The sequence below is a fragment of the Bradyrhizobium sp. USDA 10063 genome (assembly GCF_054063735.1).
On sequence record NZ_JBSSGP010000002.1, the window covers coordinates 7,783,581 to 7,809,113 of the forward strand.

The following is a 25,533-nucleotide window of genomic DNA, read 5'->3' on the forward strand; positions in this document are numbered from 1 at the left end:
GAATCCGCTTTAGGCTCAAGTCTCGAGGTCATCGACGGCGGCACGCTGACGCAATCGCCGGTGCCTGGCATTCTTACCGACAAGCCGCGGTTCGGTAGCAGCGATTTCAGCGCGGAGGCTGCGCTCGAGCCAAAGGAACTGACCTTTGCCTTTGAATGTGGACAGCGGGCGGTGTTGCGCGCGGAGGCCGGAAGGTCCGATCTCCTGATCCTCGGTGAGATGGGCATCGGCAATATCACGACGTCAGCCGCGATCGCAGCCAGCCCGCTCGGCGTGAGCGCAGAGGAGATCCGCCGGCAGCGGAACGGGTGTTGATGCTGCCGGCCGCGCGCGCAAGGCACGCGTGATCGACGCAGCGCTCGCCCATCATGGTTTTACCACTCCCGGTACGACTCCTGAGCAAATCCTGTGCGCGGTCGGGGTCTCGAGATCGCGACCGCTGCGGCGCGATCATTGCGGCCGCACAGCGTCGCATTCCGGTCCTGATTGACGGCTTTATCGTGTCGGTTGCGGCATTCGCGGCCATGCGCCTCAATCCGTCATGCCAGCCGTTTCTGTTGCCCTCGCATCAATCGGCGGAGCAGGGACACCGTCTGGTCCTTCGCGCCCTGAATGTGGTTCGCCGCAACTCGCCGGAGGGCATTGGCGGCGCTGGGCCTCCTCTTTCTTCGCAATCGGCAGGTCGCGCTTGTTGTTGATGAGCTCAATCAGCGCCGCTTCGCAGGGAGCCTCAGACGGTTAACTCGCCGCACTGCGCACGATTTCGATGCGTGAGGAGATGCAAACATCTTGTTCGGCAATAAGCAGTCTGGGATGTTATATTGGCGACAAACATGGATAGGTTTGTCGGAAGTCGGACATGCGACGTGCAGCGAGCTCGGGAAAAGCCCTTGGAGACGTTTTTTAAGGTTGGTTTGGAGCTTGCATAGAAGCGGGAAAGCAGCAGTACGAGAGATGGCGATTGGCCCCTCCTGCAATCGAAAATTCAATCGAAGCAGCATCCCCAGACTCGCGCGTCATCGTGACCGACCAGGTCGGCGACCCGACTATTACGGCGTGCGCGTTATCTCGCAGGCGGTCGCCCGCAAGAGCCGCGTCCAACGGCATCGGATGGCGTATGCAGCGCTAAACAGAAAAATGGACGAAGCGCTGCTTGCCCCTTCACTCCAGATAGCCGCGCCAACCGACTCGCAGGAGATTAGTGAAATGAGCAATCCAACCGAGCAGCGCATCTAGTGCTGTTCATGAAGGGTTTGCCGGCCGCGCCGCAACGCGTTCTCCCCACCGGTTACCTCGCGTAAGGCAGCCATTCGCGGTGCAAGTTCCCAAGCGGGAGTATGTTCAATGTCGGGTCCATGACGAGAGACCACGAGATCGTGCGCCCCATCGCCAGGCCTTCAGCCTTCGTCTTCGCCTTAACGGTTGCCGCTCGCATACGGCAGATTCAGGAATTTCGGCAGGCTTAGCTGCCTGCCTGACCAACGCGGAGAGCTGCCGCTAAAGCTTCTTCCAGCCTGGTCTTCTCCAGCAGGAGATCAGCGACAATCTTTCGAAACCGTTGGTTCTCGAGCGTAAGCTCCTCCAAAACACGCGGCATGTCATCCATCGTTTGCGCGTTGGGTAACATCATCCTATCCTCGAGCGCAGCACTTTGCGAGAGCGTAGCATCACTCTTATGCAAGGGCAGCTTCCGCCAGCGATGAAGTGTCATCACGCTGACCCCGAGCGCTTTGCAAATCTCCACCTGGGTATTGCCTGCTCGTGCAAGCTCATCTGCTCGGACGAGCTTCAACAGAATCTCGTCCTGAGAGTGCTTCTTCTTCATCTTCCTCAAATCCGCTCTGGCAGCTACATCTGTGGTGATGCTGCCTGGAATCAAAGAAGGCGCGTGGCAAAACTGAGGCCACCAGCTTTCAACACTGACGGAGTGCGGATCGTTCCTGGGCGGGATGCGGGCGAAGACTACTTCTGCAAGCGGGCAATTCGGACATATTCAGCGAGAATCCTCGAAGAAGCTTGAATCGTACCTAGCGTCAAGTTGTACAATCTCAAAGAATGTGTTTTCCGAGCTAGTGTCCTGAGTCACAAGTTCGCAGCATTAGAGTCGTGCCGGAGTCGCGTCGCTGGGCGAAGTCTTTGCTGGTTTAGCAGCGATGGAGCATTCGATGGCGCGGCAATTGGTCCCTTTGGTTCTGACCGAGTGGAGCGCTTGGAGCTGAATGCGTTAGCGGGCCGACGCAAGACCGCCCAGGCCTTGGCACTGCGGGCGCGGATTCTCCTGGCTTGCGCGGAGCGCGCGGAACGAGGAGGTAGCGGCCGAGCGCGGTTTCGTCGCGAACACGGTCGGCAATGGCGTTGACGCTTTGTGCAAAACCGCGTGGATGGCTTGCGCGACGAGCCCAGTCCGGAGCGCCGCGATGCGCGCATCGAAGCGGTGATCGTGGCGACCGTGGAGAGCGTTCCCAAGAATGCCACGCATTGGAGCTCGCGGAGCACGCCGAAGAAGGCAGGCTGTCGGTCTCAAGCGTGCAGCGCATCTGGCGGGCCTTTGGGTTGCAGCTTCATCGGATGGAGACGTTCAAGCTCTCGACCGATCCCGAGTTTGTCGAAGGTCCGCGATGTCGTCGGCCTTTACGTCTCGCCGCCGCAGCACGCCGTCGTGCTGTACGTGGACGAGAAGTCCCAGATTCAGGCGCTCGACCGTAGCCAGCCGATGGAGGGTGTCCGGAACGATGTGTAAGGAGGTTTCTGTGAGTTTACCTTTACGAGGAGTCTCACATGACGACCGATTCGGCGATCACTCCTGAACTGCTGGACGGGCTTCTGGCGAAGTACACCAAGCCTGAGAACCTGACGGCGAAAACGGGCTGTTCCAGCAGCTCAAGAAGCATTGATAGCGCGTGCGCTTGGCGCCGAGCTGACCGAGCATCTCGGCTACGAGAAGGGCGATCCTGTCGGCCGAGGCTCAAGTAAGAGCCGCAACGGAACGAGCCCGAAGACGATCCTGACCGAGGATGGAGAAATCGAGATTGCGGTGCCTCGCGATCGCGCCGGCAGCTTCGAGCCGCAGCTGATCGCCAAAGGGCGGACACCCGGTTCGATGGCTTCGACGACAAGATCCTGAGCCTCTATGCCCGTGGGATAACGGTGCGGGAGATCCAGGGTCACCTGGCAAAACTCTACGGCGCTGAGGTTTCGCCGGACCTCTTCAGCCGGGTCACCGACGCCGTCCTCGAGGAGGTCCGGGAATAGCAGAGCCGGCTTCTCGACGCCGTGTACCCGATCGTTTTTTCGACGCGCTGCGGGTCAAGATGCGCGCCGACGGCCTGGTCAAGAACACGGCCGTCTACGTCGCGCTCGCCTACAATGCCGATGGCGAGAAGGACGTTCTGGGGCTCTGGATCGAGCAGACCGAGGGCGCCAAGTTCTGGCTGCGGGTCGTCAACGAGCTGAAGGCGCGCGGTGTCAACGACATCCTGATTGCCGTCGTCGACAGACTGAAGGGCTTCTCCGAGGCGATCACGTCGGTCTCCCGCAAACGTTGGTGCAGACCTGCATCGTGCACCTGATCAGGAACAGTCTTGCCTTCGTCTCCTGGAAGGACCGCAAGGCGATCCTGCCCTCGATCAAGGCGATCTATCGGGCCGAGAACCTGACGCGGCTCTGGTGCGGCTTGCGGAGTTCGAAGCCGAATGGGGCAAGCGCTATCTCGCGATCGGCCAGATCTGGCGCAATGCGTGGGAGCACGTCGTGCCGTTCTTCGCCTTCGCGCCGGGCATCCGCAAGATGATCTACGCGACGAATGAGATGGACAAGCGATTTCTTCATGACCGAGACGACGATTGCGGAAATCGCTGCAAGTCCATTCTTTTGTTCGGCTGCGCCGCGGGTCATTCTTCCGTCCCGGCCATCGATCTCGCAGCCGCCGCGCGCAGGGGCTGTCAAGGCTGGCCGACCGGCCCGAGCACGGCGGCATGCTGGCAGTGGAACGGGACTGCATTCCTGGCGTGCTGGAATTTGCCGTCAGCCGCGATTATGGTTGTTGGGCTTGGGTAACCTCGTGGCGAAGCGTGACGTGTCGGCTGCAAGCGTCACCGGACTGCCTATTTTGTCCTGCCGCGCTGAGGCGCCCGCGCGCCGGTTTTTAGCCGCCGCGGTTTCCATTGCGACACGAATCGTTCGTAGCTTTGCTCCGCCTGGGCGGCAATCAACATCTCGCGGTCGGGTAGCGACTTGATGTTGTAGGCATAGGCTGGTCCACGCCGGCTACCTTTCTGTTGCGGATGTCCGGCTTGAAGTTGCATCGCGCGGGTCTTGTTGGCGAGCAGCGCCGGGCGCGCCCAGGTAATCCTCGCCCTTCGTCAACAAATGCCAGCAGAGCACAGTGAGCTTCCGAGCCACGGCCACCGCCGCGATCTAATGGCCGCGCCGGGTGCGGATGCGCACGAAAAAAGCATGCAGTGGACCGGTCACCTTGGCCGCTGCCCAGGCCGCCTCGACCAGCATGGCGCGAGCATGACTGCGGCCGATCTTGCTGATGCGACCGTGATGGGCGGCTCCCAGTCCCGACTGCCGCATCCGCGGGTTCAGCCCGAAATAGCTCACCAGCTGCTGCGGGCTGTTGAACCGGCTGATGTCGCCGATCGCCGCCCCCAGGAGTAGTCGAGGACCGCGGCCTCGCCCGCATCGACGGTGGCCCGCATGTCGGCCCGTGCTTTGTCCATCTTAGATAGCCGCAGCGATAACCGGCGGCGCGCAGCCGCAAATTATAAGAAGTGCCGTCAGCGGTGACGAGATATCCCCCAAAATTGGACTTGATCATGTGTCAATGTCGGACGCCTTCCGTCCCAAGCCATTTGCCCCAGAAATTCGATCTTGCATGATGCTAATGCCTCGATCTGCTGTGGGGCAGGAAAAAGCCCGACGCACTTTGCTAAGGGGGAAGTACAGGTGCGTCGGGCCGCAACCTGGAGGTTGCGGGCATCGGCACGGTGACCACCGTGTTCGTGCCCTAGATCATCTCTGCAAATGCCGTGCCGCTCGAAGGTTGCCGATGATATGCGTCCAGTCGGCCGGCGGCGCGGGCCGCGCGATATTTCAGGATTGAGAATAGTGTCGCAATCCTCACATGCTGAGTAAGACTCTGTCGGCCTTCAAACAGTCTGCGCAGTTGTGGGCGGGTTGCCTCGCTGTTTGCGAGCCGTTGCGTAAGAAGGTCCGTCCCGCGAGTCTTGATAGAATAGAATCTCTGCGCGGCCGAGCTTACGCTCGGGTCATCAGAGCGTTCGGCGCGAACGACAGAGTTAGATCAAGGCTGCTCAACGCATGGCTCTATGTATCAATACTGTAGATGCATCCCATTAAAACAATCGATTTCACCAATTTTGCGGAATCCTGCAGAGGAAAAGCGCCGGTTTGGAGAAACAGGATGCGGCTATATCAAGATGCTTATCGATCTTCGCCCTGGCTCGGAGAAACCATCTCCACTGGGGCCACATTCTTCGGCGGTCAACGCAAATTTCATCTCGCTCGCCCAATGCGACGAGCACTCCCCAGGTTGCGCAGGCGCTCACCAGCAGGCGAAGTCCTTGGTATACCGATGCGAATGGCACACACATTCGACGTCGTGGATCACGATCGGTCGGTGAGCGAAGATTGACAGACATCCTCTTTTCGGTCGTTCATCCCATCAGCATGATCCGACGAGTCCTAAGGCTGCGCGAAGGAGAAAAACTGACCACGTTGTCGACTTTGTTGCGCGCGAGCGTTTGGGCCGCATTCCTTGGATCCTGTTGTTAATTGAGAAGGTAGCGAAACCATCTTCGTTCAGAACGGATATCGGCCTCTTCGTGACTAAAGTTAACGGCGAATGCCCTCGCCGTAAATGAACCGTCGGCACCCTCCCTCTGCCGACGGTAGCTGGTGCGATGTGTCGCAGCGTCGCTCCTTCAGGCTGACTTTCGCCCGGCTACCGAAAGGAGCCGGGCTCTTTTTAATGCCGAGTATACGCGCCAGCTTGGAGGTCATGCATCTGATCTCGCTCACACCCGCGAACCCAGGGTGCCAAGAAGGTCCCAAAGACCTCGTCCGCCAACTGCCACGGGCTTCTGGAAAGTTGGAATACCGCCAGAGCCCGGCAACCACGCATCACCCTAGCACTGCCGTGTTTGCGGTCATTTCTTTATCGCTGTCACCCTTGCTTCAAGCTGTCGTGGCCCGAGTTAGGCGGCCCAGGTCGGTTTTGACCGACCGATCGAAGCGGTCGCGAAATCGAGGTACGCTACCATGGTGAAGCCGCCAACTGTGGCCAACGCGTCGACGGGAAAGTTCTTCAATGGCACGAGTCGGCCAGGAACAAACAGCGCTGTACTTTGAGCACTTCAACCATGAAGACGGTTAAGCCCGCGGCCTGCGCGCCGATGCAACGGCCGCGCGGGCGAACAACGACGATCCGGATGTGCCCCGGACGGTGAGTTGAACGTTCGGGCGGCTCAGGGACACGAGAAGAATTCACGCAGTGTAAGCACAAGGCCTCCCCTTTTCTTCTAACTGGGAGAAGCGACCAATGCGGATTGCGCCGGACGGAAGCTGCTCGCGTCGCCGCCACCACGTGTGCGCAGATCGACAGTGCCTGTTCTGCAAAGTTGATGCGGAAAGGCAGATAACGTCGCCGATGGCTCGCGCCGGATAGGCAGGAAATACACGATCGCGGCACCCGCGCCGGCTATCCAGATCGAGCCAGTGTTCAATTCAAGAGCTGGCGTCCGTCCTGATCAATAACTTAGAAGTTATCGCGTACTCATCATAAATTCTCCTGCGTTGACTAGGGCGGCGCCCTTTAGCTTCAGCAATCGGCGTGCCGCACGCGAAAAAGTGCTGCGGCCGTGCTTAAAGAGCGAAAAACGGCGTGCTTGTCGCTGCGGCGGCGGAACGATTGTGCTGCTTGGTCGGGTTCCGCACATCGAGGTTCTAAACCGGACGCGAATGGCACGACAGGATGAACGGTCGATGGCGCAACTTGCCTCTCGTGTCGAACTTGACCTGTCTGTTTGAGGATGATGTGCGGTACTGCGACCGAGCGCTCGTAATCCGTGCATCACGGGCAGTGTGCTTGTGGGTGCTATCCCATCCAGCCGGTGCTCGCGGACGTGGCGTGCATTGACATTCACCTCGTCGGCTGCGCCGTCGAATTACTCGCCAGCTCACGTCGGACTCGCCAATCCGGACCGCACATCGCGAAGCGGCAACGAGCGTAGGCAGGCCTGATAGAGCGCTTCGGTGCAATCCGACAGGTCTGTCGCTCGTGACCCAACTCGCGTCGACGACGCGTCGGGTGCGATGAGCTGGACGGGGCTGCGCGAGTCGTTCTCGCAGAATTGATCGACAACATCTTCTAGCATAGTGGCATCTTCTAGCATAGTGGCAACCCCGCTTGGCTGTTGCGCTGCTCTGCAGGGTCCATTCGGGTGGAAACCTCCTCTCCGTGTCGGACAGAGCGTTGGTCATTGCAGACGCTACGACCGGCATATCGCGCGTTCGTTTGCCCCTGCATGATGTGCACCGCGTACCCATCGTAAAGTCGCGAACTGCAGCTGGAAGCGTACTTGCCGCTTCAGATCGATTTTTTCCGTTTCCTTGTTTCTCATTGCCGTTTTTGATGAGCAATTTAAGCGCTTCGATTCTGCAACGGCTTGGTATCTCTTAAGGGTTTCACGTGTGGTGTTGGCCTGCTTCTTGCTATTCGAACGTCAGCAATTCGCCGCAGGAGATAGCAGATCACATGGAACGGGTGATGGGCGGGGCAACGGAAACGTTTTACAGCGTGATCAGACGTCAGGGTATCACGCGTCGCAGTTTCTACAAATTCTGCAGTCTAATGGCGACGAGCCTCGGGCTCGGCTCGCTCGCGGCAAGCCAAATTGCCAACGCGCTGGAAACCAAGCCGCGTGTGCCCGTGATCTGGATGCATGGGCTCGAATGCACGTGCTGCTCGGAAAGCTTTATCCGCTCGGCCCATCCGCTGGTCAAAGATGCGGTGCTGTCGATGATCTCGCTGGATTATGACGATACCATCATGGCGGCGGCAGGACACCAAGCCGAAGCCATCCTCGATGAGACCCGCGCTAAGTATAAAGGCCAGTATATACTTGCCGTCGAGGGCAATCCGCCGCTGAACGAAGACGGCATGTTCTGCATCGATGGCGGCAAGCCGTTCATCGAAAAGCTCAGAGCGATGGCGGAAGATTCGATGGCGATCATTGCTTGGGGCACTTGTGCGTCCTGGGGCTGCGTGCAGGCGGCCAAGCCTAATCCGACTCAGGCGAGGCCGATCGACAAGGTGATTACGAACAAGCCGATCATCAAGGTGCCGGGCTGCCCGCCGATCGCAGAGGTCATGACCGGCGTGGTGACCTTCATCACCACGTTCGGAAGACTTCCCGAGCTCGATCGACAGGGGCGTCCAAAAATGTTCTATTCCCAGCGTATCCACGACAAATGCTATCGACGCGCGCATTTCGACGCCGGCCAGTTTGTCGAGGAGTGGGACGACGAGTCCGCGCGCAAGGGCTATTGTCTTTACAAGTTGGGCTGCAAGGGACCAACCACATACAACGCCTGTTCCGCCGTTCGGTGGAACGGCGGTGTTTCCTTCCCGATCCAATCCGGCCACGGCTGCTTCGGCTGCTCCGAAGATGGCTTCTGGGACAAGGGCTCGTTTTACGACCGACTCTCGGCCATCAAGCAATTCGGCCTCGAGAAGGAGGCCGATCAGATCGGCATGGCGGCCGCGGGCGTGGTCGGCGCAGCGATAGCCGCACATGCGGCGGTGACGGCGGTGAAACGGCTGACAAGCAAACGCGAAGGCGCGGCCCAAGACAATTAATCGAATTCAGAGGAACGATGGGCATCAGGACACCCAATGGGTTCAAGCTCGACGATTCGGGCAAGCGCATTGTCGTCGATCCGCTGACTCGGATCGAAGGTCACCTGCGTATCGAGGTCAATGTCGATTCTGACAATGTGATCCGAAACGCGGTCTCGAGCGGAACGATGTGGCGCGGCATCGAGACGATCCTGCGTGGACGCGATCCTCGCGATGCCTGGGCGTTCACCGAGCGGATTTGCGGCGTCTGCACCGGCACGCATGCGCTCACCTCGGTGCGTGCGGTGGAGAACGCGCTGGGCATCACCATTCCCGAGAATGCCAATTCCATCCGCAATATTATGCAACTCTGCCTGCACGTACACGATCATCTTGTGCACTTCTATCATCTGCACGCGCTGGATTGGGTCGACGTAATCTCCGCGCTCAGGGCCGATCCCAAGGTGACCTCTGCTTTGGCGCAGTCGGTCTCGTCCTGGCCGCTATCATCGCCAGGCTATTTCAAGAATCTGCAGATCAGGCTCACCAGGTTCATGGAATCGGGGCAGCTCGGTCCGTTCAAGAATGCCTATTGGGGACATCCGGCCTATAAGCTTCCGCCGGAAGCAAATCTGATGGCCTTGGCGCATTATCTGGAAGCGCTCGATTTTCAGAAGGACATCGTCAAGATCCACGCCATCTATGGCGGCAAGAATCCGCATCCGAACTGGCTGGTCGGTGGCGTGCCCTGTCCCATCAATGTCGATGGCACCGGAGCGGTGGGTGCCATCAATATAGAGCGGCTGAACCTGGTGTCCTCGATCATCGATCGCTCGATCGAATTCGTCGAGCAGGTTTATCTGCCCGACATTGCCGCGATTGGCTCGTTCTACAAGGAGTGGCTCTATGGCGGTGGTCTGTCGGGCGAGAGCGTAATGTCTTTTGGCGACATTCCCGAGAACGCCAATGATTACTCCACCAAAAACCTCAAGCTGCCGCGCGGCGTGATCCTCGACGGCAATCTCAAGGAAGTCCTGCCGATCGATCACGGCGATCCCGAGCAGATCCAGGAGTTCGTCGCCCATTCCTGGTACAAATATCCCGATGAAACCAGGGGACTGCATCCCTGGGATGGCGTCACCGAGCCGAATTTTCAGCTCGGGCCCAACGTCAAGGGCACCAAGACCGACATCAAGGAGCTTGACGAAGGCGGCAAATATTCCTGGATCAAGGCACCGCGCTGGCGTGGCAACGCCGTCGAGGTGGGGCCGCTGGCGCGATACATCATAGGTTATGCGCAAGGCAAAGCGGAGTTCAAGGAGCCGACCGAGAAGCTGCTGAAGGCGCTTGATCTTCCCGTCGCTGCGCTCTTCTCGACGCTCGGGCGCACCGCGGCGCGTGCGCTGGAAAGCCAGTGGGCCGCGCATCAGATGCGCAAGTTCCAAGACAAGCTTATGGCGCATATCAAAGCGGGTGACACCGCTACCGCCAATGTCGATAAATGGAAGCCGGAGAGCTGGCCGAACGAAGTCAAGGGCTACGGTTTCACCGAGGCGCCGCGTGGTGCGCTCGGGCACTGGATCAAGATCAAGGAGACCAAGATCGATAACTACCAGTGCGTCGTTCCGACAACATGGAACGGCTCGCCGCGTGATCCCAAGGGCAATATCGGTGCATTTGAAGCCTCGCTGATGGATACGCCGATGGCTGATCCGGAGAAGCCGCTGGAAATCCTGCGCACGATCCATTCCTTTGATCCATGCCTGGCCTGCTCGACCCATGTGATGGGACCGGACGGCCAGGAAATGGCAACGGTTAAGATCCGCTAGGGGAGGCGGCGTTGCTGGACAAAGCTCCGCAAGCGCTAAACGTCGCTGTCGCGGCCGACGCGGTACGCACCGGCCGCTGCGTCGAGCGTGACGTCTTCTACGTCTACGAGGCGCCGGTGCGGCTGTGGCATTGGATCAATGCCGCGGCAATCCTGGTGTTGGGTCTCACCGGCTATCTCATCGGCAATGGGACGCCGACCATGCCGGGTGAGGCAAGCGACGGTTTCCTGTTCGGCTATATCCGCTTTACGCATTTCTCCGCAGGCTATCTGCTCACGCTCGGCTTCCTCCTGCGCATCTACTGGGCGTTCATGGGCAACGCCTATGCCAAGCAGGTCTTCTATGTGCCGGTCTGGCGCAGGAGCTATTGGGACCAGGTGTGGCATGAGATGCGCTGGTACGCACTCCTTCCGACCAAGCCGAAGAAGCATGTCGGGCACAATCCGCTAGCCCAGCTCGCGATGTGCCTCGCGTTTATGCCGACGATCGTGTTCATGATCTTCACCGGCTTTGCACTGTATGGGCAGGGCACGGGCAACGACAGCTGGCAGAACGAGTTGTTCGGCTGGGTGTTTGCGATCTGGCCGAACAGCCAGGACGTCCATACCTGGCACCATCTCGGCCTGTGGGTGATCGTGACGTTTGCGCTCGTCCACATCTACGCGGCGATCCGGGAAGACATCATGTCGCGCCAGAGCATCATCTCCTCGATGATCTCGGGTGAGCGCGAATTCCGCGATTGATTGGGGATGCCGATGCCGACTCCGGAGAACACGAAAAGGATCCTGGTGCTCGGCATCGGCAATATCCTATGGGCCGATGAGGGGTTCGGCGTGCGTGCGGTGGAGGAGTTCCATTGCCGCTATGTCGTCCCTGACGGCGTCACTATCCTCGATGGCGGCACGCAGGGGCTTTATCTCGTCAATTTTCTCGAGAAAGCCGATTGCCTGATCGTGTTCGATGCCATCGACTATGGACTCCTGCCCGGGCAGTTGAAGCTTGTGCGAGACGACGAGGTGCCGAAATTCACCGCCGCCAAGAAGGTGAGTCTCCATCAGACCGGCTTCCAGGAGGTCTTAAGTGCGGCCGATCTGCTTGGCCGCTGCCCGCGAGAGCTCGCTCTAATCGGCTGTCAGCCGCTGGATTTGGAGGACTGGGGCGGGCCGCTGACCGCTCCGGTGCGCGCTCAGATTGCGCCTGCGATCGAACTGGCTTGCGAACTGTTGGCGCAGTGGGGTTCGCCGGCAACACTGCGGACAGAGCCGCTGCCGAAATCGCAACGTCTGCTCGCGAATGATATCGACCATGCCAACTATGAGATGAGGGCGCGACCGATTTAGCGGCTCGCGGGTTGCCATGTGCCTTGGCTTGCCAATGACCATTATTGAGACCGACGGTATGTCGGCGCTGTGCCAATATGGCAATGAACAGAGGCGCGTCTCGGTCATGCTGCTCTCCGAGCCCCCGGTCGGCGGTAAGGTGCTTGTCTGTATCGATACCGCGGTGCGGCTCTTGAATGACGACGAAGCACGGTTGTTGGGGGACGCGCTCGCCGGCATTGATGCGGCCCTCAATGGTCACGATTGCGATCGCTTCTTTGCGGACTTGACTGGTCACGAGCCGCAACTGCCCGAGCACCTGCGCTAGCCCGGTGCCGCTTGCCGACACTGCGCTCCTCGCGCTTGCCAAGATGATACATGAAAACCAACCTTGCAGCCGAGATTTACGAAATTTTTGCCAGGCGGCTTTGCGCTGCCGATCAGAGCGGGAACGCAACGGCAGGAAACAACGATCAGCGTATGCCTTACCAACACCTCATCCGGCAGAACCAATCAAAGGGGCGGCTGATGGACTTCCAGCTGGGGAAGCATGATCTGACGCGGCTCCCTCCCGAGGTGGTGCCCGCAAATGTCGACGCGGGTGCTGTGGGGGCGGTCGCGGTGCCGTCGTCGACCGGCGATACGGCACGTTGGGCCCAGAGGATCGATGTCGCAATCTCGCTTCCTGAATTGATCGATCGGTTTCAAAGGTGCCTAGTCGGCGCGGTGACTGCGCGCGAGTCTGAAGGCGAGCTAGGCCAGCGGTTCGGCGTGCGCGTCCAGCCAACGCTGATTCTATGCCGCCAGGGCGCGACGCTTGACCTGATCGCAAAGCCCCAGGTCTTGTCGAACTATATAGACGGCCTCTCGAAACTGATCGACCGTCCACGCGCCAGCGGCGCGTCTGCCGACAAGAACATCATCCCTCAGCGCACACAACGGAACCTCTCATCATGAATGCAGGTTTTACCGAAGGTGCCGAGCAGCCGGCGAGTGTGGTTCCCGTCGGCGCGGAAAGTCTCGAGGCAGTCCATAGCGGGCTGCTGGCTACGGGGGCGCTTGCCAAGCCGTCGTCGATCGATGGCGTTGAGCTGACAAGGAAGTATCCGAATGCCATTGCGCTGTTGTCGAATGTCGCCGCTGCCGTTGCCGGCCAGAAGAGCGACGCGCCGACGCAGCTATTTAAGCTCGGTGGTCTCAGCGATGTCGAGCGCAAGCTGACTGCGGACGTGCTTGGACAGGGCGAGGTAGCGGGCGTCGTTGCGCTGCCGGATGGCTCTGTGGCGCAAGTCCAGGAATCGGTACTTGCGGGAATCTGGCGCGTGCGCATCGAAACCGACGCCGCACAGGAATATGTCGAGGTCGGCGCGATCCCGGAGATCGTGCGGCGCGCCGCAACCGATCTGACGTCGACCGATCTCATGATCGGCGCAGCGCCGGACGGCGCCATGAACGTGCTGCCGGTGCTCGCGGAAATCCGCGAACGGGCGCTGGCCTGGCAACCGGGCATGCGCTCGCAGATCATCAACTTCACGCTGCTGCCAATGGGCCCGGTCGACCTAGCGTTTTTACGGCAAAGCGTCGGCAACGGGCCGATCCAGCTCATTTCGCGCGACCACGGCACTTGCCAGGTGCTGGCGACGAGCATCCGGAACGTCTGGTCGGTGCAGTTCTTCAATGCCATGGACAGCATCATACTGGATACGCTGGAGGTCGGCGGGGTGCCGATGGTTGCCTTGGCCGCGGACGAGGACTTCGAGGATTCCGCCGAACGCTTGCAGGAAATTATCGAGGCCTACTTCAAATGACGAGCTTCGAGGATTTTGGGGCCCAAGAGAATCTCGCAGACGGCGCGCGCATGGAGTGCGGTATCCGCTGGATCGTCTACGACCCGGCTGAGGGTGATGAGGCGTCGCAGATTGCCGCGGAAACGCCTTTTGCCGCGTTGCCGGAAAATTGGCGCTGTCCGAATTGCGACGCGCCAAATCGAAGTTCATGGTTACTGAAGATGACTCCTGACCGCGAACAGCATCCCCGCAGACGTGCGCACGCCGACGCGTCGGGATGGGGCGAGAAGCTCGCGGCAGCCTATCGGGATATCGCCGATCGTATCATGCGCGACCTGCCGATCTTCAACGAGGCCTTGGGCGTCGAAGCCATCGGCGTCCGCGCGCGCGAGGGCAGGGTCGTCGGCACAATGGTCACGCCCTGGTTCATGAACATGATCACACCCGTGCGCAACGGCACTTCCCAATCGTCTCGGGACGCGGGCTTGAATCTGCACTTGCGATCTCTGTCCAGCGACATCGAATCCGCCGTTAGCGAGGTCGCGCCCGTAGGCTCTATTGCGAGCTGCTCCCTGTTCTCGCCTATGTTTCAGTTTGAGGACATGGTGGCGTCCGCCCGCACCACCGCCGAATCAGTGCTCGCGGCGGTGATCTCGCCGTCCAGCCGCGTGGCATCACTTGGGCCCGGTGCACCACAGCTCAGTTCGATCGACCGCCTGCATTTCTTGCGCGGTGCACTGACGGAGCGGCGCGCATGAGCCTCGCCGTCCGCAACCAGATAGTTGTCACGGTATCGATTGCTGGCGATGCAATTGCCGCCGTCGAGATCTTACCGCGAACCCGGCCGCCACTGACGGGGCTGTTCGCCGGCAAACAGGCCGCTTCGTTGCTCAACGTGCTGCCGCGAGCCTTCTCGTTGTGTGCCGCGGCGCACCAGGTGGCATTCCTGTCCGCGTTGGAGGCGGCGCGCGGCGAAGACATCAGCCTTGCGACGAGGCAGCATCGTATCACCCTGGTCGTCGCCGAGAGGCTGACGGAATTGCTGCGGGGCCTGTTTGTCGGGCATCTTGCGCCAGATACCACCAGTGCCGCAGCCATCCGCGCCCTAATGCAGGGCGTATCGGTGCTTGTCGACAGCGCAGGGGCCAGCCGCGGCCACGTTCGACGCGAGGCAACAGCGCGGGTTGCGGCCGCTCTGGCAGCGCTCGGCATATCGAACGAAGATCGCGCGCCAACGGCCGGTAACCCACTCGCGCTTCGCATCGCGGCGTTCGATGAAGACCTATTGAAGCCAATGTCGATGCAGCACTCGTTCCTGTCCGTTGCCGATGACCGCGACGTCATTGAACGGCTGCTCGTGAATGATGCAGGATTTTGCGATTCCCCCGACCTGGAGGGCCGGATTCCCGAGACCGGTCCGTGGGCGCGCCAAATGATGCGTGATCAGCTCTCGGTAGGCCGGTCGGGGCCGGCCGAGCGGCTGAAGGCGAGGATCGCAGAAATCGCGCGGCTGTGCGCCTGGCTTCAGGCCGGTGCCCATGTTGAGACAGTGGAGGATGGGATCCTCGAAAGCTACAGGCTAGGGCCGGGCCGTGGCGCGGCCGCGGCCGAATGCGCCAGGGGACGTCTTTATCACGCGGTTGAGCTTGATCGTCAGGGGCAGCTGTCGTGTTTGGAATTGCTTGCGCCAACCGAGTGGAATTTTCACGCGCGCGGACCGCTTGTCCGCAGCCTGCAGGGCGCAGTGCTGAAGGCGAGACGACAGGGACAGCGTGCGGTTCGCGCTATGATCGCATCTTTCGATCCTTGCGTCGGGTTCACCCTCAATTTCCGCGAAGTTGGCGATGCATGAAATGGCGCTTTGTGAGGCCATCATCGAGATCGTTGAGGAAGTGGCGCGCCGGCGATGGTTCTCCAAAGTGAGAACCGTACGTTTGGAGATTGGGGCGCTGAGCCATGTCGCTCCCGAAGGGATGAAGTTCTGCTTTGAGGCCGTTGCCGCGCGAACCATCGCCGAGGGCGCGGCTCTCGAGATCGTCGAATTGCCTGGCATCGCCTGGTGCATGGCCTGTTCGAGAAGGGTTGAGATTGCGCAGCGCTATGAGCCGTGTCCCTGCTGCGGCAGTTATCAGCTGCAGGTGACTGCGGGCGAAGAAATGCGGGTGAAAGAGCTGGAGGTCGACTGATGTGTATCGTCTGTGGCTGTAGCGAAGGAATGCCCTCCACCAGACGCGCCGACGCGCAGGGTGCGCAAGCCAAGAGCCATGGCCATGGTCACAATCATGCCCATGATCATTGCACTCACCACCATGATGTGCACCGCGACCATGACGTGCATTGTCGGCACCACCATCACCACGGCCATGATTACCATCATGATCACAGCCATCAGCGTGCTCGTGGCGGAGGGACGCTTGTAGATTGCGGCGCCGACCCAGCCGGCCTGAAGATAGCGAACATGAGCAGCGATCGGGTCATACAGATCGAACGCGACATCCTCGGCAAGAACAACAGGATCGCGGCTGACAACCGTGCGCGGTTCCTGGCCGATGAGCTGCTCGTGTTCAATCTTGTTTCCAGTCCCGGCGCTGGCAAGACCTCGCTGCTCGTCCGCGCCGTCTCTGAGCTAAAAAAGAGCCGCGTCGTTGGGGTCATCGAGGGCGACCAACAGACCTCGAACGATGCTGATCGCATCCGTGCGACGGGCGTGCCCGCAATCCAGATCAATACCGGCAAGGGCTGTCATCTCGATGCTGCGATGGTTGGCGAGGCTTATCGCCGCTTGCCGCCGCTCGACGGTGGTATCCTCTTCATCGAGAATGTCGGGAATCTGGTTTGTCCCGCGGCGTTTGATCTCGGTGAGGCCTGCAAGATCGTGGTGTTCTCGACCGCCGAGGGCGAGGATAAGCCGCTCAAATATCCGGATATGTTTGCCGCATCGTCGCTGATGCTGATCAACAAGATTGATCTGGCGCCGGTGCTCGACTTCGATTTGGCCAAGGCCATCGAATATGCGAGACGAGTCAATCCGAAGATTGAGGTGCTAGCGGTTTCGGCGCGTACCGGTGAGGGCGTTGCCGCGCTCTACGCTTGGATCCGGAAGCAGGCCGCGCATCAGAGGCGCCCCGTCGAGAGCTCAACGCGATGAGGACGAGCAGCGACGCCATCACTCGCGAAGGAACCCGGCTACGCGTGCGCGTTAGCGGCGCCGTGCAGGGCGTCGGATTTCGTCCATACGTTTATCGTCTCGCCACCCGCTATGGGTTGGCCGGGTTCGTCGCCAACGATCCTGACGGCGTGATCATCGAGGTCGAGGGCGACCGTGCGTCCGATTTTACCGACGCTTTGCCGCTCGAAAAACCTCCATTGGCCCGGATTGACCACATCTCCATTCAGGAAATTGATGCGCTTGCGACGAAGGAATTTGCGATCCGCGCCAGCGAACAGGGCAGGGTTTCGACGCGGATCGTCGCCGATGCCGCGATCTGCCAGCAATGTCTCGAAGAGTTGTTTGATCCGAACAGCCGCCATTACCTCTATCCCTTCATCAACTGCTCGCATTGCGGACCGCGCTATACCATCGCCGAACGGCTTCCCTACGATCGTCGCAACACCGCGATGAAGGCGTTTGCGATGTGCGCCGCCTGCGCGGCGGAATATGCCGATCCAGCGAGCCGCAGGTTTCATGCGGAAGCGGTTGCGTGCCCGAGATGCGGTCCTCGGCTCAGTCATGGGATCAACGACATTGCTGCGGCGATCGCCGCCGGCCAAATCGTCGCGATCAAAGGGCTCGGCGGCTACCAGTTGCTCTGCAATGCCCGAAATCAAGATGCCGTGCAGCAATTGCGCAGGAGGAAGCAGCGCGACCAGAAGCCGTTCGCGGTCATGGTCGGCTGCGTGGAGCAGGTCAGCGAAATCGCGGAGGCGAATGCCGCCGAGCTCGCGCTGCTCGAATCCGTAGCCCGCCCGATTGTTCTCCTGCCGTCGCGCAACATGTTGGCGCCTTCGATTGCGTCGGGTTTGTCGCACATCGGGATCATGCTGCCAGTCGCGCCACTGCATCACGTCATCTTCCATGCGCTTCGTGCGACGGGAGCGCGGCTTAAGAGCGAGGGGGCGGTCATTGTCGCCACCAGTGCCAATCCCGGCGGCGAACCACTCCCGATCGACAACGCGGAGGCGCCGCGGCGGCTCGTGGGCATCGCCGATCTTATTGTGACCCATGATCGCGATATCCTGACGCGCGCCGACGATTCGGTGGTGTCGGTGGTGGCGGGACAGCGGCAGTTCATTCGTCGCGCCCGCGGCTATGTTCCCGAACCGATCCGGCTTGCGAGGTCTGTGCCGCCCGTCCTCGCCGTCGGTGGCGCGCTGAAATCGACCATCACCATCACGCGGGACGACCAAGCTTTCGTCTCCCAGCACATCGGCGATCTCGATACAGTCGAAGGCATCCGGGTCTTCGAAGAAACGATCCGGCACCTCACATCGATCCTCGATGTCGAACCCGTTGTCATTGCCCATGATCTGCATCCCGACATGGCGTCCACTCGCTTTGCGGAAGCAAGCGGCCGGGCGCTGATCGCTGTCCAGCATCACCACGCGCACGCTGCCGCCGTAATCGCAGAGCATGGCCTTGCGGGGCCTGCACTCGCCCTTCTGCTCGATGGCTATGGCTATGGCTCCGACGGCGGCAACTGGGGTGGCGAGCTATTGTTGTGCGACCTCGCCAGTTTTCGACGCATCGGGCATCTTGTGCCCTTGCAAATGCCTGGCGGAGATCGTGCGGCCCGCGAGCCCTGGCGCATGGCGAGCGCAATATTTCAGTTGATGGGGCGGGGAAGCAAAATCGGGCGGCGCTTCGCAGCGCAGCCGCTGGCCAAGCACCTGCCAGCATTGCTCGAGCAGCCCGGCGTGGCGACCACGACCAGCGCGGGCCGGCTGTTTGACGCAGTGGCGGCGCTGCTCGGGGTCGCGACCTTGCAGAGCTATGAGGGCGAAGCCGCGATGAAGCTCGAGGCGCGTGTTCGGCGGACTGCGGTGCTTGAGGCGGGTTGGATGATCGATGGCGGCGTGCTGTCGTTACGGCCGCTGTTTGCGCGTTTGATTGCAGACGACATTAGCGCAACGGAGGGAGCCGGGCTGTTTCATGGCACGTTCGCCGCTGCCTGCGTTGACTGGGCGGCGCGCGCGGCGCGAACGACCGGGGTTGCCACCGTCGTTCTGAGCGGCGGCTGTTTCCTGAACGCGGTGCTCGCCGATGAAATCCTGCGCGGCTGCATTGCGGCCGGCCTCACTCCGCTGCTGCCACGGCATCTCCCACCCAATGACGGTGGATTGAGCCTCGGACAAGCCTGGATCGCCGCTCTAAAGATTGCTGAACGACCGTCAGTCTTGGAAGGAACAGCCCAATATGTGTCTCTCGGTACCAGCGGAGCTTACGAAAATTCTTCCCGATGAGATGGCCATCGTGTCCATCGATGGCGTCAGCAAGGAGATATCAATCGCGCTCATCGACGATCTCGCGGTGGGGGACTACGTCCTTGTCCATGTCGGCTACGCCCTGACCAAAATCGACCCGGCGGAAGCCAAGCGCACGCTGGAGCTTATGCAGGAGCTAGCCAACGCGGGGCAGGAGCTCCAGCCATGAAATATGCCAAAGAATTTCGCGACAAGAACGTCGCACAGGGGCTCTCGCGTGCGATTGGCGCCGAAGCTGATCCGCAAAGGGCCTATCGGTTCATGGAGTTCTGCGGCGGACACACGCATGCGATTTCCCGCTATGGCTTGGAGGATCTTCTGCCTGCAAATGTCCGCATGATCCACGGGCCGGGTTGTCCCGTCTGTGTTCTCCCCACCAGCCGGATCGATATGGCGATCAGGCTAGCCGACCGGCCGGAGGTCACTGTCTGTGTGTACGGCGACCTGATGCGCGTGCCCGGCTCGCAGGGACGATCCCTGCTGCGCGCCAGGGCGCTCGGCGCGGACATTCGGATTGTCTACTCGACGCTCGATGTGATCCGGATCGCCGAACAGGCGCAGGAACGGGAGGTGGTCTTTTTTGCCATTGGATTTGAGACTACGACGCCGCCGACGGCGGTGATGATCCGGCTTGCCGAGAAGAAGCGGCTGAGGAGTTTCAGCGTGTTCTGCAACCACGTACTTACTCCCCCGGCGATGCGCAACATTCTCGAGAGTCCCGATATCGGCAATATCGAGCGAGTCAAAATCGACGGGTTCGTCGGGCCTGCGCATGTCAGCACCATTATCGGCACGGAGCCTTACGAGTGCGTCGCAGAAGAATTCGGCAAGCCGATCGTGATCGCGGGATTTGAACCGCTCGACGTGATGCAGGCGATCCTGATGCTGGTGCGGCAGGTGAACGAAGGACGATATGAGGTGGAGAACCAATACAGTCGGGGGGTGACGCGTGAAGGCAATCGGCGCGCCAAGGAAGAGGTGTCGGACATCTTCGAACTACGGGACCAGTTCGAATGGCGCGGGCTCGGGCTCGTACGCTATAGCGGACTGAAGCTGAAGCAGGTTTACGCTCAATTCGACCCGGAGGTGCGTTTCGCGATGCACGAATTGCGTGTCCCCGATAATCCGGCGTGCGAGTGCGGCGCCATCCTGCGCGGCGTGAAGAGGCCGGTCGACTGCAAGCTGTTCGGAACCGTCTGCACGCCGGAAACACCTATAGGATCCTGCATGGTCTCACCGGAAGGCGCCTGTGCCGCGCATTGGACGTACGACCGGTTTCGCGATCATCAGTTGAGGCGGATGTCATGAGAGCGAAGGCCTATCAACGCAAGCTCGACATCAAGAACGGATGCGTCGACCTGTCCCACGGCTCCGGGGGGCGCGCCATGGCGCAGCTGATCTCAGGCCTGTTTCACGAAGCCTTCGGAAATGAATGGCTCGCTCGCAGGAACGATCAGTCGGCCTTCGATGTCGGCGCGGGAAGGATGGTGATGACGACTGACGGCTATGTGGTTTCGCCGCTGTTCTTTCCCGGCGGCAATATCGGATCGCTCGCGGTGCACGGCACGATCAATGATGTCGCGATGGCCGGCGCGCGTCCCCTCTATCTGTCGGCAAGTTTCATCATCGAGGAGGGCTTCCGCTTCTCGGATCTGAAGACGATTGCGGATTCGATGGGCGAGGCGGCGCGCGCTGCCGGCGTTTATATCATCACGGGTGACACCAAGGTCGTCGAGCGCGGCAAGGCGGATGGCCTGTTCATCTCGACAACCGGGATCGGGGTGTTGTCAGATGGGCTCGATCTCTCCGCAGAGAAGGCAAAGGTCGGCGACCGTGTGTTGGTCTCCGGCAGCCTCGGCGACCATGGTGCGGCGATCATGTCAACGCGCCAGAACCTCGCTTTCCAGATCGAGATCGTTTCGGATTCCGCAGCGCTGCATGATCTCGTGGCCGTAATGGTTGCGGCTGGTGGCACCGGTATAAGGGTGATGCGGGACCCCACGCGCGGTGGTCTTGCGGCGACGCTCAACGAGATTGCTCATCAATCGGGCCTCGGGTTCCGTCTGCAGGAAGAGGCCATTCCGGTGAAGCCGGCGGTTGCCGCCGCCTGCGAACTCCTTGGGCTCGATCCTCTCCATGTCGCTAACGAGGGCAGGCTCGTTGCCATCGTGGCGTCTGACGAGGCCGATGCCGTGCTTTCAGCCATGAAGGCACATCCGCTCGGGTGCGATGCGGCTGACATCGGCGAGGCCATAGCCGACGATCATCAGTTTGTGCAGATGTTGACAAGCGTTGGCGGCGGACGAGTTGTTGATTGGCTATCGGGCGAACAATTGCCCCGCATCTGTTGAGCACGCCATGCGCATTCTGCTTCTTTCGCACACCTTCGACAGTCTGATACGGCGCTCGAACATCGAGCTCTGGAGCCGAACGCGAGACGACGAAATGCGCGATCGCCTTCCTGAATGGGTTAAGAAAGAAGTTGTTCTGATCATCGAACAGACCTCGTGGCTGATCGGCTGATCCCGGTTGACGGAAATTTTACGGCCACGATGGCGGATCGGAAACTGCCGCCGAGCTGGTGCGGGCCGGCATGGTACCTGTGCTCGAGAGACGGCATTGCTTCAGATCGCTCGCCGAAGGAAACCTGATCGCCGGCGCCATCGGCCGTGACGGGAGAGGCGACGAAATCGCGGCCGATCTCGAATGCGTTTATGCGCTGTTTCCGCGATTGAAGGAGCGCCACCGATTGATTGCCGGTCTCACCTCCGGCGGCGAGCCGCAGATGACCGTGATCGCCCGCGCACCGATGTGACGTCCATGGCTCTTGTCCTCAACAAGCCATCGATGGGGCCGTTGGTGGTCGACGGCGCCCAAAGGGCTGAACAGCGAGCAGGGGCTTTCGATCCTCGTCGCAGAGCAGAGCTCGAGGTCGCTTAGCGCTTTCCGATTCTTCGTCGTGATCGAGGACGGCCGAACTGTCTTGTCCGGCGCATCTGCGGACCTATGCCGGCGCAAAGTCGCCGGATCGATTCAAACGATCCGCGCCACATCGAGCCAAGACACGTAGTTGTTCGATTTTTGTACCAAGAACGGGCTACCACTAGTACTGCATGCAAAGGTCGATGAGCCCCGCTTATGCTCGGTGGGACGCGCGGCAGCGAGCTTTCGCGTGCCGGTTACCACCCTTCACATCCGTAACAGCTATCGCAGGACTCCTGCACCGCCCGCACGGCGATCAGCGTTAGGATAGTTGGATCCGATTCACCCCCTGCGGCTAAAGTCAAGATCTTCTCGGCGAGGCATGCCTTCAATGAAGACGTCCGCTTTGCTTCGGGCGCCATCCGGACGGCATCCTCCAGAACACCTCTCAACACATTACACAGTCTGGTTTGCGAGGATTTTGCAGGGATCATGGCGCTAATCCACAAAAAATAGAATCTCTTCCGTGCCGGTTCCAGCTGGCCCAGCCAGTGTTCCCGAAAAAGTCCATGGGACGTGACGTCCGATGGCCTATTTCGAGCGGGGCAGTCAGGTTTGGAGGCTGTCACACAGATGAATACAGGAAATTTGATTAGGTCGTGTGACAGTGAGGCTTCGCATACAACTTAATTCTTAGTTGTGCTTGTTCAGGATGATCTAGATAGCAAGTGGTGTAGGGACCGAACGCTCCGGCAGGGTGTGCATCCCGAGGCTTCGTTCAATCATTGCGTCGCCCTGAGACGGTGATCGAACCGGAATTGTCCGCCATGAGAAGCGCGCCTTCAGCGGAGCGTTGAACTCGCGCGAAGGACGGTTCGGGGCCGGCTGACAAGGGAACCCTGCTTTCTCGACGAGATCGGTAAGATCTCGCCATTGTTCCAGCCCAAGCTGCTCCCGTGCTCCAGCAGCAGGAGCTCGAGCTCGTCAGCCGCCGATCGCACCGCTATCGCCGAAACCCGCCGCAAGGCTGCCCGCTGAAGTGGTCCACCGCACTCCGATATCGAATCCGCAAGTTGCGGCTGATGCCGGATGAGATGGTGCAGCACTTGGGAGCGGCGCAAAGGCGGTCAACCGCGACCGTGTTATCTTGGCCGTCGAGAAGTTGGGGCTGGTTCCAAGCGAACGTGACTCGCCTGCTCAGGTAGACCTGGCGCCAGATCGGCTACGCGCTGAAGAGGTATAGCATCAAGACCGATCGCCCGTGACGCCGACTGTCGGGGTCATGACACGCTGTCGAGCCCAGGACACGCGCGAGACGGAATATAGCTAAGATAAATCAAGGCGCGGCATTTGGCACGAGCCTTGAAAGGAAGAAGCCGTTCCGCGTCGCCTGCAAAGGAATCGGAGTTTATGGCTTACAAGATAATCGTCTCCCAATGCACCGTCTGCGGTGCATGTGAGTTCGAATGCCCCAACGCAGCAATCAGCCTCAAGAACGACATGTATGTAATCGATCCGAAGAAGTGCACCCAATGCGAGGGACATTTTGACACGCCGCAATGTGCCGTTGTCTGCCCGGTGCCCAGCACCTGCGTGCCGGCATAGAGGAGCGGTCGATGAGCGGGTCCGCGGCACGCAGCAGGATCGAAATGCTATGGGTGGCAACCGCCCTTCTGATTGGCGGGGCCGCCGGTCCCGAGCTGCGCGTGACTGACGCAAGTCCGTATGCGGCGAAGCGGGCACGCAGCAGCCGTCGTCGGGCATGGCCGGAGTCGTTCTTGTGCGAGGGAAGCGGGCGATGGTAGCGGTACAGGAGACGGTCGACTGGGTGCGCCGGATCGACGTCGATCAGTATCGATATGGGTTCGAGACGCTCATCGAGTCCGAAAAGGCCCCCAAGGGGCTCTCGGAAGATATCGTCCGCTTCATCTCAGAGAAAAAGAACGAACCGGCCTGGATGCTGGAATGGCGCCTGGAGGCGTACCGCCGCTGGCTGACCATGACCGAGCCGACCTGGGCGCGCGTCAACTATCCCAAGATCGACTACCAGGACCTCTATTATTACGCGGCGCCGAAGCCGAAGAAGACGCTGTCATCGATCGACGAGATCGATCCGGAGATTCTCAAGACCTACGAGAAGCTCGGCATTCCCTTGCGGGAAGTCGCGATCCTCGAGGGCGTCGAGCCGCCTCCGGGCGGGGAGCCGTCGGAGCAGCGCAAGATCGCGGTCGACGCGGTCTTCGATTCGGTGTCGGTTGCGACCACCTTCCAGAAGGAACTGAAGAAGGCCGGCGTGATCTTCATGCCGATCTCGGAAGCGATCCGCGAGCATCCTGAGCTGGTGCGCAAGTATCTCGGCAGCGTTGTGCCGACCTCGGACAATTTCTTTGCTACGCTGAACTCGGCGGTGTTCTCCGACGGCTCGTTCGTCTACGTGCCGCCGGGCGTGCGCTGCCCGATGGAATTGTCGACCTATTTCCGCATCAACGAGCGCAACACCGGCCAGTTCGAGCGCACGCTGATCATCGCCGACAAGGGCTCGTATGTCAGCTACCTCGAAGGCTGCACCGCACCGCAGCGCGACGAGAACCAGCTACATGCGGCCGTGGTCGAGCTGGTCGCGCTCGATGACGCCGAGATCAAATATTCGACGGTACAGAACTGGTATCCGGGCAACTCGGAAGGAAAAGGCGGCATCTACAACTTCGTCACCAAGCGTGGCGACTGCCGCGGCGCCCATTCGAAGATCTCCTGGACCCAGGTCGAGACCGGATCGGCGATCACCTGGAAATATCCGAGCTGCATCCTGCGCGGCGACAATTCGCGCGGCGAATTCTACTCGATCGCGATCTCGAACGGCTACCAGCAGGTCGACTCGGGCACCAAGATGCTCCATCTCGGCAAGAACACGTCGAGCCGGATCATCTCCAAGGGTATCGCCGCCGGCAAGTCGCAGAACACCTATCGCGGCCTCGTCACCGCGCACCGGAAAGCCACCGGCGCGCGCAACTATACCGCATGCGACTCGCTCCTGATCGGCGACAAATGCGGCGCGCACACCGTGCCTTACGTCGAGGCGAAGAACTCGTCGGCGACCTTCGAGCACGAGGCGACGACCTCGAAGATCTCCGAGGACGTGCTGTTCTACTGCACGCAGCGCGGGCTGAGCCAAGAGGAGGCCGTCGGCCTCGTTGTCAACGGCTTCGTCAAGGACGTGCTGCAGCAGCTGCCGATGGAGTTCGCGGTCGAGGCGCAGAAGTTGATCTCGATCTCGCTCGAAGGTTCGGTTGGATAATCCTCATCCTTCGCGGGCCTGCCGTAGCGGCGCCTTG

Annotated in this window: 22 protein-coding genes and 3 pseudogenes; 23 read left to right on the forward strand and 2 right to left on the reverse strand. The window is 60.5% G+C overall.

What is annotated here, in order from left to right; translation table 11 throughout:
* Positions 1-9 precede the first annotated feature (9 nt).
* Both ACVJGD_RS38595 and ACVJGD_RS38600 read left to right on the forward strand, forming a co-directional pair.
* Positions 10-617, forward strand: a pseudogene (locus ACVJGD_RS38595) (nicotinate-nucleotide--dimethylbenzimidazole phosphoribosyltransferase); the annotation flags it as partial.
* A 337-nt stretch (positions 618-954) separates the two neighbouring features.
* Positions 955-1,236 (forward strand): BolA/IbaG family iron-sulfur metabolism protein, encoded by a 282-nt coding sequence (locus ACVJGD_RS38600; protein ID WP_456639085.1) that lies wholly within the window; start codon positions 955-957, stop codon positions 1,234-1,236.
* Positions 1,237-1,462: 226 nt separating this feature from the next.
* On the opposite strand, the gene ACVJGD_RS38605 is transcribed toward ACVJGD_RS38600, so the two are convergent.
* Positions 1,463-1,825, reverse strand: a complete 363-nt coding sequence (locus ACVJGD_RS38605; protein WP_456639086.1) for a helix-turn-helix domain-containing protein — start codon at positions 1,823-1,825, stop codon at positions 1,463-1,465.
* Between the two features lie 698 nt (positions 1,826-2,523).
* Between ACVJGD_RS38605 and ACVJGD_RS38610 the strand changes: the two are divergent.
* Positions 2,524-2,713 (forward strand): annotated as a pseudogene (locus tag ACVJGD_RS38610) (IS630 family transposase); the annotation flags it as partial.
* Positions 2,714-2,778: 65 nt separating this feature from the next.
* Positions 2,779-3,813 (forward strand): annotated as a pseudogene (locus ACVJGD_RS38615) (IS256 family transposase); the annotation flags it as partial.
* Positions 3,814-4,416: 603 nt separating this feature from the next.
* On the opposite strand, the gene ACVJGD_RS38620 reads toward ACVJGD_RS38615, so the two are convergent.
* The gene (locus ACVJGD_RS38620) at positions 4,417-4,605 is read right to left on the reverse strand and encodes a transposase (protein ID WP_456639087.1); all 189 of its coding nucleotides are present in this window, start codon (positions 4,603-4,605) and stop codon (positions 4,417-4,419) included.
* A gap of 3,187 nt (positions 4,606-7,792) precedes the next feature.
* Between ACVJGD_RS38620 and ACVJGD_RS38625 the strand changes: the two genes are divergently transcribed.
* From ACVJGD_RS38625 to sufB, 19 genes are all read left to right on the forward strand, one after another.
* A complete protein-coding gene (locus tag ACVJGD_RS38625; protein WP_456640513.1) occupies positions 7,793-8,884 on the forward strand; it encodes a hydrogenase small subunit in 1,092 nt (363 codons plus the stop codon).
* Positions 8,885-8,901: 17 nt separating this feature from the next.
* Positions 8,902-10,692: a nickel-dependent hydrogenase large subunit gene (locus ACVJGD_RS38630; RefSeq protein WP_456639088.1), complete on the forward strand. Its 1,791-nt coding sequence runs from the start codon at positions 8,902-8,904 to the stop codon at positions 10,690-10,692.
* A gap of 11 nt (positions 10,693-10,703) precedes the next feature.
* Positions 10,704-11,435 carry a Ni/Fe-hydrogenase, b-type cytochrome subunit gene (gene cybH / locus ACVJGD_RS38635; protein WP_456639089.1) on the forward strand — a complete coding sequence of 244 codons (732 nt, stop codon included), beginning with the start codon at positions 10,704-10,706 and terminating at the stop codon, positions 11,433-11,435.
* 12 nt (positions 11,436-11,447) lie between these two features.
* Complete coding sequence (locus ACVJGD_RS38640; protein ID WP_456639090.1) at positions 11,448-12,032, forward strand: HyaD/HybD family hydrogenase maturation endopeptidase; 585 nt, start codon at positions 11,448-11,450, stop codon at positions 12,030-12,032.
* A gap of 16 nt (positions 12,033-12,048) precedes the next feature.
* The gene (locus ACVJGD_RS38645) at positions 12,049-12,339 is read left to right on the forward strand and encodes a HypC/HybG/HupF family hydrogenase formation chaperone (RefSeq protein WP_456639091.1); all 291 of its coding nucleotides are present in this window, start codon (positions 12,049-12,051) and stop codon (positions 12,337-12,339) included.
* A gap of 50 nt (positions 12,340-12,389) precedes the next feature.
* Positions 12,390-12,968 (forward strand): hydrogenase accessory protein, encoded by a 579-nt coding sequence (locus ACVJGD_RS38650; RefSeq protein WP_456639092.1) that lies wholly within the window; start codon positions 12,390-12,392, stop codon positions 12,966-12,968.
* Positions 12,965-13,819, forward strand: a complete 855-nt coding sequence (locus ACVJGD_RS38655) for a hydrogenase expression/formation C-terminal domain-containing protein (RefSeq protein ID WP_456639093.1) — start codon at positions 12,965-12,967, stop codon at positions 13,817-13,819. The genes ACVJGD_RS38650 and ACVJGD_RS38655 overlap by 4 nt, the downstream gene beginning before the upstream one ends.
* Positions 13,816-14,556, forward strand: a complete 741-nt coding sequence (locus ACVJGD_RS38660) for a [NiFe]-hydrogenase assembly chaperone HybE (RefSeq protein ID WP_456639094.1) — start codon at positions 13,816-13,818, stop codon at positions 14,554-14,556. Before ACVJGD_RS38655 ends, ACVJGD_RS38660 begins: the two co-directional genes overlap by 4 nt.
* Entirely contained in the window at positions 14,553-15,650 is a 1,098-nt protein-coding gene (locus ACVJGD_RS38665) for a hypothetical protein (protein ID WP_456639095.1), read from the forward strand. Before ACVJGD_RS38660 ends, ACVJGD_RS38665 begins: the two co-directional genes overlap by 4 nt.
* Positions 15,643-15,984 (forward strand): hydrogenase maturation nickel metallochaperone HypA, encoded by a 342-nt coding sequence (hypA, locus tag ACVJGD_RS38670; protein WP_456639096.1) that lies wholly within the window; start codon positions 15,643-15,645, stop codon positions 15,982-15,984. The genes ACVJGD_RS38665 and hypA overlap by 8 nt, the downstream gene beginning before the upstream one ends.
* Positions 15,984-16,946: a hydrogenase nickel incorporation protein HypB gene (hypB, locus tag ACVJGD_RS38675; RefSeq protein WP_456640514.1), complete on the forward strand. Its 963-nt coding sequence runs from the start codon at positions 15,984-15,986 to the stop codon at positions 16,944-16,946. The genes hypA and hypB overlap by 1 nt, the downstream gene beginning before the upstream one ends.
* Positions 16,943-19,258, forward strand: a complete 2,316-nt coding sequence (gene hypF / locus ACVJGD_RS38680; protein WP_456639097.1) for a carbamoyltransferase HypF — start codon at positions 16,943-16,945, stop codon at positions 19,256-19,258. Before hypB ends, hypF begins: the two co-directional genes overlap by 4 nt.
* A gap of 1 nt (position 19,259) precedes the next feature.
* Positions 19,260-19,448 (forward strand): HypC/HybG/HupF family hydrogenase formation chaperone, encoded by a 189-nt coding sequence (locus ACVJGD_RS38685; RefSeq protein WP_456639098.1) that lies wholly within the window; start codon positions 19,260-19,262, stop codon positions 19,446-19,448.
* Positions 19,445-20,587 (forward strand): hydrogenase formation protein HypD, encoded by a 1,143-nt coding sequence (gene hypD, locus ACVJGD_RS38690; RefSeq protein WP_456639099.1) that lies wholly within the window; start codon positions 19,445-19,447, stop codon positions 20,585-20,587. Before ACVJGD_RS38685 ends, hypD begins: the two co-directional genes overlap by 4 nt.
* The gene (gene hypE, locus ACVJGD_RS38695; RefSeq protein ID WP_456639100.1) at positions 20,584-21,630 is read left to right on the forward strand and encodes a hydrogenase expression/formation protein HypE; all 1,047 of its coding nucleotides are present in this window, start codon (positions 20,584-20,586) and stop codon (positions 21,628-21,630) included. Before hypD ends, hypE begins: the two co-directional genes overlap by 4 nt.
* A gap of 7 nt (positions 21,631-21,637) precedes the next feature.
* Positions 21,638-21,802 carry a hypothetical protein gene (locus ACVJGD_RS38700; protein ID WP_456639101.1) on the forward strand — a complete coding sequence of 55 codons (165 nt, stop codon included), beginning with the start codon at positions 21,638-21,640 and terminating at the stop codon, positions 21,800-21,802.
* A 70-nt stretch (positions 21,803-21,872) separates the two neighbouring features.
* On the forward strand, positions 21,873-22,094 hold the full coding sequence (locus ACVJGD_RS38705; RefSeq protein ID WP_456639102.1) for a hypothetical protein: 222 nt from the start codon (positions 21,873-21,875) through the stop codon (positions 22,092-22,094).
* Positions 22,095-23,611: 1,517 nt separating this feature from the next.
* A complete protein-coding gene (locus tag ACVJGD_RS38710) occupies positions 23,612-23,806 on the forward strand; it encodes a 4Fe-4S dicluster domain-containing protein (RefSeq protein WP_456639103.1) in 195 nt (64 codons plus the stop codon).
* A 193-nt stretch (positions 23,807-23,999) separates the two neighbouring features.
* A complete protein-coding gene (sufB, locus tag ACVJGD_RS38715) occupies positions 24,000-25,496 on the forward strand; it encodes a Fe-S cluster assembly protein SufB (RefSeq protein ID WP_456639104.1) in 1,497 nt (498 codons plus the stop codon).
* The last annotated feature ends 37 nt before the right edge of the window (positions 25,497-25,533 follow it).

Bases quoted from the DNA above. Each gene is read 5' to 3' on its own strand.
- ACVJGD_RS38625 (WP_456640513.1), top strand. From the start codon at position 7,793: ATGGGCGGGGCAACGGAAACGTTTTACAGCGTGATCAGACGTCAGGGT.
- sufB (WP_456639104.1), top strand. From the start codon at position 24,000: ATGGTAGCGGTACAGGAGACGGTCGACTGGGTGCGCCGGATCGACGTC.
- ACVJGD_RS38660 (WP_456639094.1), top strand. From the start codon at position 13,816: ATGACGAGCTTCGAGGATTTTGGGGCCCAAGAGAATCTCGCAGACGGC.
- hypB (WP_456640514.1), top strand. From the start codon at position 15,984: ATGTGTATCGTCTGTGGCTGTAGCGAAGGAATGCCCTCCACCAGACGC.
- ACVJGD_RS38665 (WP_456639095.1), top strand. From the start codon at position 14,553: ATGAGCCTCGCCGTCCGCAACCAGATAGTTGTCACGGTATCGATTGCT.
- hypE (WP_456639100.1), top strand. From the start codon at position 20,584: ATGAGAGCGAAGGCCTATCAACGCAAGCTCGACATCAAGAACGGATGC.
- ACVJGD_RS38655 (WP_456639093.1), top strand. From the start codon at position 12,965: ATGAATGCAGGTTTTACCGAAGGTGCCGAGCAGCCGGCGAGTGTGGTT.
- ACVJGD_RS38640 (WP_456639090.1), top strand. From the start codon at position 11,448: ATGCCGACTCCGGAGAACACGAAAAGGATCCTGGTGCTCGGCATCGGC.
- ACVJGD_RS38645 (WP_456639091.1), top strand. From the start codon at position 12,049: ATGTGCCTTGGCTTGCCAATGACCATTATTGAGACCGACGGTATGTCG.
- ACVJGD_RS38705 (WP_456639102.1), top strand. From the start codon at position 21,873: ATGGTACCTGTGCTCGAGAGACGGCATTGCTTCAGATCGCTCGCCGAA.
- ACVJGD_RS38600 (WP_456639085.1), top strand. From the start codon at position 955: ATGGCGATTGGCCCCTCCTGCAATCGAAAATTCAATCGAAGCAGCATC.
- ACVJGD_RS38650 (WP_456639092.1), top strand. From the start codon at position 12,390: ATGAAAACCAACCTTGCAGCCGAGATTTACGAAATTTTTGCCAGGCGG.
- hypF (WP_456639097.1), top strand. From the start codon at position 16,943: ATGAGGACGAGCAGCGACGCCATCACTCGCGAAGGAACCCGGCTACGC.
- ACVJGD_RS38710 (WP_456639103.1), top strand. From the start codon at position 23,612: ATGGCTTACAAGATAATCGTCTCCCAATGCACCGTCTGCGGTGCATGT.
- ACVJGD_RS38700 (WP_456639101.1), top strand. From the start codon at position 21,638: ATGCGCATTCTGCTTCTTTCGCACACCTTCGACAGTCTGATACGGCGC.
- hypA (WP_456639096.1), top strand. From the start codon at position 15,643: ATGCATGAAATGGCGCTTTGTGAGGCCATCATCGAGATCGTTGAGGAA.
- hypD (WP_456639099.1), top strand. From the start codon at position 19,445: ATGAAATATGCCAAAGAATTTCGCGACAAGAACGTCGCACAGGGGCTC.
- ACVJGD_RS38685 (WP_456639098.1), top strand. From the start codon at position 19,260: ATGGCCATCGTGTCCATCGATGGCGTCAGCAAGGAGATATCAATCGCG.
- ACVJGD_RS38605 (WP_456639086.1), bottom strand. From the start codon at position 1,825: ATGAAGAAGAAGCACTCTCAGGACGAGATTCTGTTGAAGCTCGTCCGA.
- ACVJGD_RS38630 (WP_456639088.1), top strand. From the start codon at position 8,902: ATGGGCATCAGGACACCCAATGGGTTCAAGCTCGACGATTCGGGCAAG.